The 13,811-nt window shown below is 40.5% G+C and carries 11 protein-coding genes; 4 read left to right on the top strand and 7 right to left on the bottom strand.

Features of this window, described 5'->3' with window-relative positions; all coding sequences use genetic code 11:
• Positions 1-17: 17 nt before the first annotated feature.
• Positions 18-1,457: an alkaline phosphatase gene (gene phoA / locus PMI_RS12355; RefSeq protein ID WP_012368409.1), complete on the bottom strand. Its 1,440-nt coding sequence runs from the start codon at positions 1,455-1,457 to the stop codon at positions 18-20.
• A gap of 171 nt (positions 1,458-1,628) precedes the next feature.
• A complete protein-coding gene (locus tag PMI_RS12360; RefSeq protein WP_041707157.1) occupies positions 1,629-2,837 on the bottom strand; it encodes an RNA-guided endonuclease InsQ/TnpB family protein in 1,209 nt (402 codons plus the stop codon).
• Positions 2,838-2,859: 22 nt separating this feature from the next.
• Between PMI_RS12360 and tnpA the strand changes: the two genes are divergently transcribed.
• Positions 2,860-3,276 carry an IS200/IS605 family transposase gene (gene tnpA / locus PMI_RS12365; protein ID WP_041700895.1) on the top strand — a complete coding sequence of 139 codons (417 nt, stop codon included), beginning with the start codon at positions 2,860-2,862 and terminating at the stop codon, positions 3,274-3,276.
• A gap of 138 nt (positions 3,277-3,414) precedes the next feature.
• Here the strand turns inward: tnpA and PMI_RS12370 are convergent, their stop codons facing one another.
• The 5 genes from PMI_RS12370 to serB all read right to left on the bottom strand — a co-directional run bounded on the left by PMI_RS12370 (position 3,415) and on the right by serB (position 10,259).
• On the bottom strand, positions 3,415-4,974 hold the full coding sequence (locus PMI_RS12370; protein ID WP_232464486.1) for an alpha/beta hydrolase-fold protein: 1,560 nt from the start codon (positions 4,972-4,974) through the stop codon (positions 3,415-3,417).
• 169 nt (positions 4,975-5,143) lie between these two features.
• Positions 5,144-6,283, bottom strand: a complete 1,140-nt coding sequence (locus PMI_RS12375) for a YdcF family protein (protein ID WP_004245665.1) — start codon at positions 6,281-6,283, stop codon at positions 5,144-5,146.
• 317 nt (positions 6,284-6,600) lie between these two features.
• Positions 6,601-7,845 (bottom strand): multifunctional transcriptional regulator/nicotinamide-nucleotide adenylyltransferase/ribosylnicotinamide kinase NadR, encoded by a 1,245-nt coding sequence (gene nadR / locus PMI_RS12380; protein WP_004249296.1) that lies wholly within the window; start codon positions 7,843-7,845, stop codon positions 6,601-6,603.
• An 11-nt stretch (positions 7,846-7,856) separates the two neighbouring features.
• Positions 7,857-9,248, bottom strand: a complete 1,392-nt coding sequence (gene radA / locus PMI_RS12385) for a DNA repair protein RadA (protein WP_004245667.1) — start codon at positions 9,246-9,248, stop codon at positions 7,857-7,859.
• Positions 9,249-9,281: 33 nt separating this feature from the next.
• On the bottom strand, positions 9,282-10,259 hold the full coding sequence (gene serB, locus PMI_RS12390) for a phosphoserine phosphatase (RefSeq protein ID WP_004245668.1): 978 nt from the start codon (positions 10,257-10,259) through the stop codon (positions 9,282-9,284).
• Positions 10,260-10,368: 109 nt separating this feature from the next.
• On the opposite strand from serB, the gene PMI_RS12395 reads away from it, so the two are divergent.
• The 3 genes from PMI_RS12395 (at position 10,369) to PMI_RS12405 (ending at position 13,687) form a co-directional block, all read left to right on the top strand.
• Positions 10,369-11,061 carry a YtjB family periplasmic protein gene (locus PMI_RS12395; RefSeq protein ID WP_004245669.1) on the top strand — a complete coding sequence of 231 codons (693 nt, stop codon included), beginning with the start codon at positions 10,369-10,371 and terminating at the stop codon, positions 11,059-11,061.
• Positions 11,062-11,307: 246 nt separating this feature from the next.
• Positions 11,308-12,849, top strand: coding sequence for a YjjI family glycine radical enzyme (locus PMI_RS12400; protein WP_012368413.1), 1,542 nt, complete (start codon positions 11,308-11,310; stop codon positions 12,847-12,849).
• Positions 12,821-13,687 (top strand): YjjW family glycine radical enzyme activase, encoded by an 867-nt coding sequence (locus tag PMI_RS12405; RefSeq protein ID WP_012368414.1) that lies wholly within the window; start codon positions 12,821-12,823, stop codon positions 13,685-13,687. The genes PMI_RS12400 and PMI_RS12405 overlap by 29 nt, the downstream gene beginning before the upstream one ends.
• The last annotated feature ends 124 nt before the right edge of the window (positions 13,688-13,811 follow it).

Genomic DNA, 13,811 nt, shown 5'->3' on the forward strand with positions numbered 1-13,811 from the left:
CAGTCACCTTATCAAGGTTATTTCAATCCCATCGCATCGCGCATAGTAAAGAAAAGATCTGTTTGGTCTGTTAACCCTACGACATTAGCAGCATGTGGACCATAAGCGGCAACGCGTAATTGCGCGCCTGTATGCTCTTGTGAATCCGTTTCTGAGTTACCATAATTCACCACCATGACAGCGCCATCTTTGGTAATCAATGCTTGTGTTAAGCCGCTTGATTTCACATCAGCTTCAATAATTTGACTAGAGTGAGCGTGATCTGCGGTCACTATAATAAGCGTATCACCATTTTGTTTAGCGAAATCTAAACCAATTTGTACCGCTTCATCTAATGCCACCGTTTCACCAATTTGACCACAAGGATTAGCATTATGATCTTGTTTATCAATGGAGGCGCTTTCGACTTGTAAGAAGAAACCATTTTCATTCGTTTTCAGCAAATCAATCGCTTTTTTGGTCATTTGCGCTAATGTTGGTGCATTCGGGTCTAATTTTGAATTCGGTTTACACTCTAAAGGAGGATTCTTTAAATTACCTTGATAAGTGGCTTTTGGCCCTTCCCAAGCGACGGCCATATTACCGTCATGAAATAGACCTAACACAGGTTTATCTTGATTTGCTAGCGTAATCGCCTCTAACGATTTAGCATCTTTCACAATTTGATAGCCACGCTCTATTGCTTGTTGCTCGAGCGTTTTCCCTTTATATTCACCGGCCGTTGCTGTTTGAGCAAAACTTTTCGCGCCTCCTCCCAGTGTAATATCTGCACGAGTCACTAACAATTGCTCAGAGATTGAACCTCTACCGCCATTTTCTAGCGCATTCGTTGAGCATTTTGCTAACGTTTCTACAGGCCCATAACACTTACGCCCGGTAACATGTGAAAATAGCGCAGCCGGTGTTGCATCTTGAATTTCAGAGGTAGTGACATTCCCCGTCGCTTTACCATTCGCTTTTGCTAATTCCAAAATCGTTTGGTGATCTTTACCAAACACATCAATCCCTAATGCCCCATTATAGGTTTTAACCCCTGAAGCCCATGCTGTTGCTGATGCGGCCGAATCTGTTACATAATTAGGTTTTTGTGTTTTTCTATCTAAAGAATAATGAGTATATTGGCCGGTCATCGGTAACGCATCAATCCCTTTAAAGAAGCCACCAGCCCCTTCGGCATAGTTACGTGCTACCGTTATCTCAGAATCCCCCATCCCATCACCGATAAATAGGATCACATTTTTAGCTTGATGATTATTAAGTGCTGCTTTTAATGCTTCAGTTTGATCTGAGGTTATACGACGAGCACCACCAAATTCCGTAATATTACCTTTTGCTGCGCGATCTTGCGCCAAAATAGTATCGGCAGTGACGGGGGCTGCAAAAGAAGAGAAACTCACGCTTGTAAAGAGTGTTGCGACGACTACAGATAACGCAGAACGTTGATAACGTAGAGACATAGCTTTTTCCTTGCACGCAAAAAAATAAAGAATTTTGGGGTTTATGTTTTAAGTCACAAAGAGCTTACGAGAGTAAAATGACAAACAGATGAAAGAAAAAAGCGATTTAGATGACAGCTTTATGGCAATTGACATCCTCCACGCCCTAAAGGATGTGGATCCCTACTGCGTTCAGACTGATGTCTGAATCACCTCGGCGGGTTCCTGCTTCGACGGGCGGTCTGACTGCCCCCTCCCTCCACTGGCAAGCACGGCATGTCCTGCCGCTAAAATGTTACGTGCCCCGTTGATATCAGCATTCGCTGTATATCCACATTCAAGGCACTCGAATTGACTTTGTGACGGGCGGTTTTCCTTTGCTGTATGACCACAGCAAGCGCACTTCTGACTGGTGTAGGCTGGTGGTATTGCCAGTACCTGACCTCCTCGCCAGAGCTGCTTGTACTCAAGCTGACGGCGCATTTCATACCAGCCCTGCTCCAGTATTGAGCGGTTTAAACCAGATTTAGCTTTTACGTTCCGTCCAGGCCGTTCTGTCGTACCTTTTGCCGATTTAGACATGTTACTGACCTTTAAGTCCTCAATGACAATCATTGCGTGGTTTTTGCTGATTTCGCTGGTGACTTTGTGAAGGTAGTCTTTCCTTATATTGGCAATATGAGAATGCAGACGTTGAATTTTGCGCTTTTGTTTTTGCCAGTTGGCACTGAATTTGATTTTACGGCTTAATTTCCGTTGAAGCCTTGCCAGCTTTCGCTGGTTTACTTTAAAACTGCTGACGGGCGGGTATACCGTACCGTCTGAAAGCGTGGCAAGTTTTGTAACGCCTGCATCAAGCCCGACTATTGAGGTTGATTCAGGTTGTGGTTCTGTCGCTTCATACTCAGTCTGAATGCTGACGTACCATTTACCGCATGACTGACTGACCGTGACGTTTCTCACTTCTCCGACGACTTCACGACTGTTGCGGTAGCGCATCCATCCCAACTTTGGCAATGATATACGACTATTGGATTGATCGAGCTTCACGCCCTGCGGGTAGCGAAAAGCCTCATTTTTACCGCGTTTCTTGAATCGAGGAAAAGCGGTACGCTGCTGGAAAAAATTCTTGTAAGCCCGTTCCAAATCTTTAAGTGACTGTTGTAACGGTTGTGATGGGGCTTCCTTCAACCATTGTGTCTCTGTGTCAGATTTCCACTCAATGAGCCATGAAGCCATTTTTGTATAGGGAATGTATTTATTCCCTGCTTCGTGCTCCTCATTCTGACGTGCTAATGCCCGATTGAAAACAAAACGACAAGCCCCTGCAAAGCGTCTCATCTCACGCTCTTGCTGACCATTGGGTCTTAACTGGAATTTAAAGGCTTGTAGACGTTTCATATTACCTATTATACTTTGGTCCATGAAAAATGAAACTAATATTCGCCGTGGCAGACATTGTGTATTCCTGATGCACGTCCATTTGGTCTTTGTCACAAAATACCGGCGAAAAATATTTGATCAGGATGCAATTGAAAAATGGCGAGGCTACTTTGCCAGTGTTTGTGCTGATTTTGATGTTGAACTGGTTGAAATGGATGGGGAACGGGATCACGTTCATTTACTGATTAATTACCCGCCAAAACTGGCGATATCTAATCTGGTTAACAGCCTTAAAGGGGTATCGAGTCGATTACTTCGACGTGATCGTCCTGATATTGCCCAACGTGATTACTACAAAGGGGTTCTTTGGTCGCCGAGTTATTTCGCGGGGAGTTGTGGTGGCGCACCAATATCCATTATCCGCCAGTACATTGAGCAACAGGAAACACCGAGTTAGTTAAAAAACCGCGCCTTATATCCCCGACCTGAAGGACGGGGTTTTACGGTGCTTTGGATAAATGACAAATTAGCCTAAAGAAAAAGGATGTGTAGTTCACCACCACTCACATCCCTTTAAGATAAAAAAGATGAATAATTAATCGTTAGTTAACGCTTTAGTGCCGATATAAAGCGCCTCACACCAAGAGATATAATCATGCCCGCTCGCCATCTCGAGCGATTGCACAGGATAGCCCCTTTGCTGTAAAACCTGCTTTAATTGGCGATTATTATTTAATATTCCTCCAGCGCCTTCGCGAGACTCAAATAACCCAGCCTCTAAGAAAAACTGTAATGGTTTTTTATCCGCCTGTTGATATTGGCGAATTAACCACTCTGGGGCTTCGTTTTCTGGCGCCCACCAATAAGAGCCGGACATACTAAGCACTTTCCCAAAGCGATCAGGACGGTTAAATGCCACCCATGCAGAGGCCAATCCCCCATAGCTTGAGCCTGAGACTATAGTTTCCTTAGCGGCTACTTGCAGGCCTTTCTCTTGCTCTAACCAAACCAAAAGTTCATCCGCTAAAAAGCGGTGAAAATCAGGATTAGGTGGTAATTCAACACTACGACGATCACTATCAATACTATCGACAAATAAGATAGCAATAGGAGGTAATTTCCCCTCTTCAATCAACTTATCAAAAAACCGGTCTATGCCATATTGTTGGCGATAAATTTGTCCATCAAATAGCACCAATAGTCGCGGTGTCGTCATTTTCTGTGCGGGTAAATAAAGCGCAATCTCTCGATCATTGTTTAAAATTTCACTATGAAAACGACTGATTGATGTATTGCCATTCATTGCCCTATCTAAGATATCTGGCAACTGGCATTCACGGGGATAATCAAGTGACAGCAATGAAAAGTAATTATAACGATCGTCCGCTTTACTTGGTGAAGGGTGAAGATTAAAAGGATCGGCCTGTGCCGTCGTTAAAATAGCACGGCGCTGCTGTGCAGCTGTTGCATTTTCAATGACTGGCACATCTGGTGCTAATTTATATTGCATTAATGTATCGTTAGGCACGATATAACTACGATACCAAATATCGCTATTGGCTAAACGCGTTAACGGATCATGATCACCTGCAGGCGATCCCAATAGATATACATTAGATTGCGCACCTTGCCATAAAAAAGTCACGCGCTTGTTATGATTATCGTAAGGTTCAACAAGGGGAGTTCCCTCTTGCTGTATCTGTTGCCAGAATAACTGTATATTGCTGGCGGTGAGATCTTGTGCCAGCATTTGCAATCTAGGGCTAGTTAATGCTATACCCGCATCTTTATCTAAAGGCTGATAAGGGTATGTTTTCAGTGTGATATGCCACTGTACCCCAACTTCTCCTTGGGCAATAAACTGATAATTTGCCGTTTCAGGTAATAGGAAGCGTATCTTTTGTTGTTGTCCATCAACGGGCACATCTTTTAATAAGCGACGAACATGAGTGCCATCTTGGTTTGCTAATTGTAGATTTTGTATACCTTTAACATCTAACTCAGCATAACGCTGGCTCTGTAAATGTGTAGAAAAACAGAGTGCCTTATCGTGATTAAACTGGCCTGTTATTTCTTTATTTTCTGTTATTGATAAGCAATTGGCGAAACTAGAAAAAGAGGCCATCAATGCGCAGATCATTAGAGGAGTTCTCACTGTATTTTCTCATTATAATTTAGGTAAGAACTTATAGTAATGATAATTGTTATCAATTCAATAAGGATTTATTGGTGTATGAATTTGATCACTTAGAATAATAAAAAACTCCACAATCTTTTGGTTTTCTTGTGGAGTTTTAGTAGCAAAATAATATTCAAAGGGTCTATCAACGCTCTTCTAATGGATAACTACGAAAGCTCCATAATCCTAATGCTTTTAAGCCATCGCGATAAATACCTTGTAAATCAGATTTTGATGTTTTTTGTAATTCAGCTAATGGCTTATCGGGGGCTACAACCGTTAAATAGGTGATATCACTGGGGCCACTTTGCCAACTCGCAACCGTAAAAATAGCATCAGCACGACGAACATGACTACCAGAGCTAATAATCACCGCTGTTTTAATTCGGTGTTTAGTTAATGCATAACGGCTAAATAACGCATTCTCCACCGTTGAGCGTGCATAATTGTCTTGGAAAATTCGCTCTGCGGGAATACCTTTTTTAACTAACCAATCCGCCATTAATTTACCTTCAGTTTGATGTGCTTTCGGCACACCACCTGTCACAACAATCATTGCATCAGGTAACTGTTTTGCGACTTCAAGGGTTTTATTTAAACGATCAATCAAGATCTGATTCATCGTACCATCTGGATTAAGTGCATAACCCAATGTCACAATGGCATTATTTCCTTTGGTTTTATTTAGCGTTGCCAAATCTGCTGGCGTTAACTTATCACTTAATGGCATTTTGCTTACACGATCAATTTGAGCAAAAAAGCGGCTTAGCTCTTCAGCTTTTGCCGGATTAAGGGATTTTAACTTGTTAAAATAGGCTTCACTTTCTTTATCTTTACCTTCAAAACGCGTCCAAGAAGTCACATAAATTAATGCATCAATATCATCCGGTGCGGCTTCTAAAATTTGTTTATAAATCGTTACCGCACGCTCAATTTGATTGTTATAGACATAAGCACTGGCGGCACTAAATAGTAAATCTAAGCGATAAGGCTCTAACTTATAAGCTTGTTGTAGCTTTTGTGCTACGACTTCCATATTAGAAGGTAGTTTTCCCGTAAATCCAGCGTCAGAAACACGCGCTGGCGATTTAAATGCCTCTAATGCATCTTGGATCAACATATCTACCGTTTGGCGCTGAGAAATATATTGCTGATAGCTATTATCGGGTTGATGGACTTTTTGATAAGCCAATGCAGAAGAGGAAGCCGTAAAGCCTAAAGCAGCAATGGCTAATGAAATAACTGTTTTTTTGATCTGAAGTGAAATACGGGAAGGTTGCGCCATTATCTTGTCCTTTTGCGAAAATAAATCTGTTTCTTCAATTGGTTAAGCTTATGAAGACAAAGTGTGTGACTCCTCACACTTAAGAGAAAAAGAAATACACACCGATATATCTATACCTAACTTTTATCATAGAGATCTACCATTAATTTGCAGTAATCATTTTCACTAATTTGAAAAAAATAGCATTATTATGCTAATCGCTTAATGAACAGCCGTTTTTATCCATACTTTAGGTTTAAACAAAAATTTCATTCTTATTGTGACTATATAGCTAGCTATAAATAAAAAACGCCAATTAATGGCGTTTTTAAAAATACTTATTCGATATGCTTTGATTGCATCATCAGCAATTCCCTGACTAATTCGACACAACGAAGAAAGCGCTCATCATAATCAGGAGGATCTACTTTGACATATTCAATATTGTTTTTATCTAACATCTCTATCAACAATGTTTGAAAACGACGGCGCTCTTTATCACTCCCTAAACTACGTAAACCATCGGCAACCCATGGCGTATTGTTCTCTAGCAGAATAACTAAATCAAAACGATATTCATCAATCAATGCCTGTACAAAAGGATGTTCTTTTCCTTCATAACGTAAACAAAAAGCCTGTGTTGTTACAAAATCAGTATCGATAAATGCAACTTTATTAGCATATTTAACTGCAAAATCAATATATTGGGCATGACCTAAAGCGATTTTATCATAATCAGAATACTGCAATGCCATTTCGTCTCCTCCTAAATGAGAGAAGACATAATCACGGCCATATTCCCACGCACTGGTTGTATTAAAAATATTAGCAAGCTTATTTACTAAGGTCGATTTGCCACTCGATTCACCACCTAATATAGCCACTGTACGCACGAAAAAAGGTTTTACTTCGGTAGGAATATATTCCCAATATTTAAATGGCGCTTGACGGATTTGACTACCGCTAATATTCATAAACGAGCGCTCAGGATCGACCAGTACCGTTTCAATACCTAAAAATGCTTCATATTGACTGGCGTCCTCTCGTTCACTGGTATAGATAAAATCCGGCGCGATCTGTTTTTCTTGTAGAAAGGCTTTGATACCCTCACTCCACATTTCCCAACCATGAGGTTGAGGCTCTATACCATGTTCATTAAACTCATGAATACGAATATTTTTCTGATACTTAAAAGTTTGTAATAACCAGCGCAACCTATCACTTACCGTCGGCTGTTGTGACATCGCACTATTGATAAATAGCTCTTTATCACGAGGTTCGTCATGACATAAAATGACATGCAATTCATCCACTTGACTACAAGCTCGTTGAATTAAATAAATATGCCCAGTATGAAGAGGATAGAATTTACCAAAAATCACCCCAATGGTTTTCTGTTGTAATGGATATTCTAATCCCAAAAATTGGTGTAATGCGGACATTTTTTGTGCACTGGGGCTTTTGATTTTGTTATTAATAAGCTGGCTAAGATAGCCCTTTGTCATCTGACTTTCATCGGCAACTTGCTGTAAGGTATAGCCATTCTTTTTTATTGCCTGTTTGATATAATCAAAAGATCCCATGATTTACTCCTTTAGAAGTCGTCCAAATCATCAAGTACAGATAACGCATCTGATAGTTTCTTCACTCCATACACTTTCATATCAGGTGGATTTTTCTTTGGCATATTCGCATTAGGCACAATAGCACGTTTAAAACCGTGTTTTGCTGCTTCTGCAATTCGCTCTTGTCCACTTGGTACAGGACGAATTTCTCCCGCGAGTCCTACCTCACCAAAAATAACTAAATCACGCGGTAAAGGACGATTACGAAAACTCGATACTAATGATAGTAATAAAGCTAAATCTGCACTAGTTTCGGTTACTTTGACACCGCCAACGACATTAACAAAGACATCTTGATCAGACATCTGTAAACCACCATGACGATGCAAAACCGCTAATAATATTGCTAAGCGATTTTGCTCTAATCCCACCGCAACACGGCGAGGATTTGATAACATAGAGTGGTCGACCAATGCTTGGATCTCCACCAGTAATGGCCGCGTTCCTTCCCAAACCACCATAACAGAACTGCCTGAAGTCACCTCATCACCACGACTTAAAAAGATAGCCGATGGATTACTCACTTCGCGTAAACCTTGTTCCGTCATGGCAAAAACACCTAACTCATTCACCGCACCAAAGCGGTTTTTATGACTACGCAATGTTCTAAAACGTGAGTCCGTTTCACCATCAAGCATCACTGAGCAGTCAATACAGTGTTCTAATACTTTAGGTCCCGCTAATGTGCCATCTTTGGTGACATGACCCACCATAATAATGGCAATATCATTCGTTTTAGCAAAACGAGTCAGATAAGCAGCTGTCTCTCGTACCTGTGCCACACTGCCCGGGGAAGATTGAATATCGGCCATATGCATTACTTGGATCGAGTCAATGACCATTAATTTAGGTTGCTCTTGAGCAGCAATTAAACAAATTTGTTCAATACTGGTTTCTGACAACATATTCAATTCGGTTGTCGGTAAGCCTAAGCGGTGCGCCCGCATGGCAACCTGCTGTAATGACTCTTCTCCCGTGACATACAAGGTTTTCATTTCAGCGGCTAAACGACACATGGTCTGCAGTAATAGTGTACTTTTACCTGCCCCCGGATTTCCGCCAATTAAAATGGCACTTCCCGGCACAACCCCTCCGCCTAACACACGATCAAATTCTTTAAATCCAGTAGAAAAGCGAGGTAATGCTTCAAGGCTAATTTCAGAGAGCTTTTGAACACGGCTTATTCCTTTCGCATCTCCGGCAAAACCGCTAAAACGATCGTTACGGGCAGAAGGTGTCGCCGCAAGGCGCACTTCCGTAATGGTATTCCACGCATGACACGCAGAACATTGTCCTTGCCAACGCGGGTAATCGGCACCACATTCATTACATACAAAGGCTCTTTTGGCTGCTTTTGCCACACTGCTCTCCCCGTTATTTTCTTGACTGAAAACTTATCGTTCTTCGTGCTTTAATCCTGCACTTAAAATACACATCACACCCATTAAATCAGCATGACGAATAGCTACTTTGGCTTGTGCATATACTTTAGGTTTGGCATGGTAGGCAATACCTAAACCCGCCTTTCTAAGCATTTTAAGATCGTTTGCGCCATCACCTATCGCAATGGTTTGTTCCAGCGGTATATCTAAATCTTTAGCTAAGCGTGTAAGCACTTGCGCTTTATATTTAGCATCAACAATAGGGCCTTTGACTTTGCCCGTTAATTTACCATCTTTAATTTCTAGCTGATTAGCAACCGCTGCAACTAAACGTAATCGCTGTTTTAGGTTATCAGCAAAATAAGTAAATCCCCCTGATGCAATCGCAATTTGCCAATCCATTGCCTGAAGCTTACGCACTAAACTTGTTAACCCGGGCATCAGAGGTAAATTATCCATTACTTTTTGTAAAATATTCGCATCAGCTCCCGCTAATTGTGCAACACGCAATTTTAGGCTTTCACTAAAATCCATTTCACCTTGCATCGCTTGCTCCGTTATCTCGGCCACTTTATCACCGACACCGGCCAGTTTAGCGATTTCATCAATACACTCAATTTGAATAGCCGTGGAATCCATATCCATCACTAAAAGTCCCGGAGAGCGTAAACGTGGGATCTGCCCAAAGGGTACAACATCTAAACCACATTCATCAGATAACCGACGAATACGACGGGTTAAACTTCCCGCAATACGTACCACTTGGTAATCATCAATACGCCATGAAGAAACCACCACAATAGCCACACCTAATTTATGCTGGAACTCACTTATTCTTTTTTTATCAAGTTCTCGTCCATAAAGTAACCATCCGCTATCGCCTGCACGATAATCCAGTGGCATCACTTCTTCACCACTGAGTGATAGCGGTAGACCTGGCCATTTACGGATCTCATCCGGTAAATAGCAATAGGTCAGACTATTTGACATACTTATTCTCCTGTTTTCCCCTGTCTGAACAAAATAATTGTTATTCAGCCTATTCTATCTGTGATTCATCTGGCAACATGCACATACTTGCTTACGCAAAAGGTTGAACATGCTTAAAGATAAACTAAAATTCAAACTACAAAAAACAGCGATTATACTGATTTGTATCGCATTATTGGCTTTTTTGATGCAAGGCGCCTCTTATTTTAGCCGTGCAAATCAGCACGCCCGTATCACCCAGTTTGAAGAGCTTGCCAAAACACTGGCAGAACAAGTTGCCTTCTCATTATCCAATTATATGGATGACAGTAGCAAAGATAACGTAAATCCACACATTATAGCTAATTTAAATCATCTAACTCACGATAGTCGGGTACTGGATGCAAGTCTTTATTGGCAAGATGGCACACAAATAGCGCATAGTGGTGAAAATGTGACGGTAAAAGAGCGATTGGCCTTAGAAGGACAAAAAAGTGGCGGTTCTTTTAATCATCAGCTGGTGGTGCCTATCCCTGGTCAAGATCAGCCAAAGGGTTTTCTAAGATTGACGTTAGATACACACCAACTTGTCACAGAATCTGGCCAAGTCGATAACACCACTAATTTATTGCGTGTGATGCTATTGGTTGCTCTGGCGATTGGTTTTTTACTGTCCCACAGCTTATTGCAATTAACACCAGTGCATTGGCAGCAATCGCCCTATTTATTAACCGCAAGTTTACCCACTCGTCATGAAAAAGAAGATGATGAACAAAAAAGTGATCAGCAAGAAGAAACAGAAAATAGATCTGAAGTTAAATAACACTGCCACAAATTAACATAATAAGGTGAGTCATTAGTACTCACCTTCATTTCTTTATTTCTATATTTCTATCTAAAATAGGTCAAATTATTTTAGATATATCTAATTTATACGTATTTTCGTGCTATTCCCTTAAACTTTGAATGGGCTTTGTTTAAAATCACAGTAAATCTCAGTCAATTTATTAACCTAATGCGATAAATAAATCTTACATCTTTCTTTTGCTCTTGAGTTGCTGAGGTGGTTATGACTGAACAATCTGTTATCCAACGTTGTCAACAAATCGTAGAAAATCCAACCCTTTCCCCCGAACAAAAACGTCATTTTCTAGCATTAGAAGCGGAAAATATGTTGCCATACCCGACATTATCTAACGAGGCGAGCCTTGCGCTAAATGAACGGGTTATCTGCGATATGTATGAAGGTCATGCCCCTTATAAACCACGTTATGTATTACCTGATTACGCGAAATTCTTAGCACAAGGCTCGCGCTATTTAGAGCTTGAACCTGCCCAAGATTTTGATGATGCGCTAAATATGCTGACTATCCTTTATCATCATGTTCCTTCAGTCACTTCAATGCCGGTTTATTTAGGTCGTATTGATAAAATCTTACTACCTTATGTGGGGAATTTGACGCAAGAGCAACTCTATCCAAAATTAAAGCGTTTCTGGCGCTATCTTGATAGAACCCTTCCTGATGCCTTTATGCACGCTAATATTGGCCCTGAAGACTCTATCATTACACGTTTAATTCTTAAGGTAGATGTTGAACTTCAACAAGTAGCCCCGAATCTCACCTTTATTTATGACGCGGCACTAACACCTTCTGATTTATTGCACCAAGCAATCACCAATATTTGTCATAGTAGTAAACCCCATATTGCTAACGGTACATTGCAAGATGCTGTATTTGGTAAAGATGAATACGGTATTGTTAGTTGTTATAACTCTCTACCGCAAAGTGGTGGCGGTAGCACTTTAGTTCGTATCAATCTCAAAGAAGTAGCAAAGCGCAGCCAAAATAGTGCCGACTTTCTAGAGAATGTATTGCCGTTTTACATGCAAAAACAAATCGAGATCATCAATGCTCGTTGCGAATTCCTCTATGAAAAATCAAACTTTTTTCAACAAAGCTTTTTAGTAGAAGAAGGTTTGCTCTCACCCGATCGTTTTGCCCCGATGTTTGGCATTTATGGTATGGCTGAAGCAGTTTCTCTATTACTTGAAAAAGAAGGTCATACAGCAAACTATGGTCATAGCGAAGCGGCCAATAAACTTAGCTATATTATTAGTGAAAAACTGGCCCAATTTGTTGCACAGACCCCTGTAAAATATGGTTGGAAACAGCGTGCCATGTTACATGCTCAATCAGGCATAAGTTCTGATATTGGTACTACACCGGCGACCCGAATTCCTTATGGAACAGAGCCTGATCCTGTTACTCATTTAATGACCGTTGCCCCCCACCATCAATTTTATACTTCAGGTATTAGTGATATTTTAACCGTGGATGAAACTATCAAACAAAATCCTGATGCCTTAATGCAACTGTGCTTAGGGGCGTTTTCTTGCGGATTACGTGAATTTACCGCTAATGTGGGTGGCAATGATTTAGTCCGTGTCACTGGCTATATGGTGCGGTTATCGGATTTAAAAAAATATAAAGAAGAAGGCTCTCGCCTAAATACAACTTGGTTAGGAGATGAAGCAACAACCAATTGCCATATTGCTGAACGAAAACCACGAGTGATTAGCCATGAACAGCAGATGCGCTTCGATAAATAAAATACTGCCTTTTTCTTGTGTTGATGGCCCAGGCAATCGCCTCGCCATCTTCCTACAAGGATGTAATTTACGCTGTAAGAACTGTCACAATCCCTACACTATGGGGATTTGTGATAACTGCGGGGATTGCATTGCCACTTGCCCTCAGCAAGCTCTCTCGTTGCAAAACGGAGTAGTAAATTGGAACTCTCACCGTTGTGAGCAATGTGATACTTGTATTCAGCAATGTCCTCGCCAATCAAGCCCTATGACATTGACCTATACAGTTGATGAACTAATTGCAATTACGCGTAAATATGCCGCTTTTATCAATGGGGTAACCGTAAGTGGCGGGGAATCTACGTTACAACTTCCATTTTTAATTGATTATTTTAAAGCAATCAAAGCAGCCCCTGATCTTCGACATCTTACCTGTTTAATTGACAGTAATGGCACTCTTTCACTTAATGGTTGGCAAAAAATCGCCCCCTTTATGGATGGTGCGATGATTGATTTAAAAAGTTGGAGTGAAGAAACACATATTTATTTAACCGGACGTAGTAATCAACGTATTAAAAAATCAATCAAATGGTTAAGTGAGCATAATTTACTTGCAGAATTACGCCTTTTATATATTCCAGAAAAAACCGATTATTTAGAGAATATAGAACCGCTTTCCCAGTTTATTAATTCACTTGATGAATCCATTCCAATTCGTATTAATGCGTTTCATCAGCATGGCGTATATGGTGAAGCGAAGAATTGGCGATCCGCAAATAAAGAACAAATCATAAATCTACAAAATGAATTAATACTTAGAAAAGTAAATTTAATTAAAATACCAAATATATATACATAATAATAATTTCTTACTCATTATTATATATTAAATTCATTTCATTTTATTCAATTGACTTTAATTAATACAGAGGTTAACCTCCAGTTAAAATCTTATTTTTGGTATATAAAATGAAAATGAAAAA

Source organism: Proteus mirabilis HI4320, from assembly GCF_000069965.1.
GTDB classification, from domain to species: Bacteria; Pseudomonadota; Gammaproteobacteria; order Enterobacterales; family Enterobacteriaceae; genus Proteus; species Proteus mirabilis.

Coding starts and splice junctions, on each gene's coding strand:
- phoA (WP_012368409.1), bottom strand. CDS start 1,457: ATGTCTCTACGTTATCAACGTTCTGCGTTATCTGTAGTCGTCGCAACA.
- PMI_RS12360 (WP_041707157.1), bottom strand. CDS start 2,837: ATGAAACGTCTACAAGCCTTTAAATTCCAGTTAAGACCCAATGGTCAG.
- tnpA (WP_041700895.1), top strand. CDS start 2,860: ATGAAAAATGAAACTAATATTCGCCGTGGCAGACATTGTGTATTCCTG.
- PMI_RS12375 (WP_004245665.1), bottom strand. CDS start 6,283: ATGGCGCAACCTTCCCGTATTTCACTTCAGATCAAAAAAACAGTTATT.
- nadR (WP_004249296.1), bottom strand. CDS start 7,845: ATGGGATCTTTTGATTATATCAAACAGGCAATAAAAAAGAATGGCTAT.
- serB (WP_004245668.1), bottom strand. CDS start 10,259: ATGTCAAATAGTCTGACCTATTGCTATTTACCGGATGAGATCCGTAAA.
- PMI_RS12395 (WP_004245669.1), top strand. CDS start 10,369: ATGCTTAAAGATAAACTAAAATTCAAACTACAAAAAACAGCGATTATA.
- PMI_RS12400 (WP_012368413.1), top strand. CDS start 11,308: ATGACTGAACAATCTGTTATCCAACGTTGTCAACAAATCGTAGAAAAT.
- PMI_RS12405 (WP_012368414.1), top strand. CDS start 12,821: ATGAACAGCAGATGCGCTTCGATAAATAAAATACTGCCTTTTTCTTGT.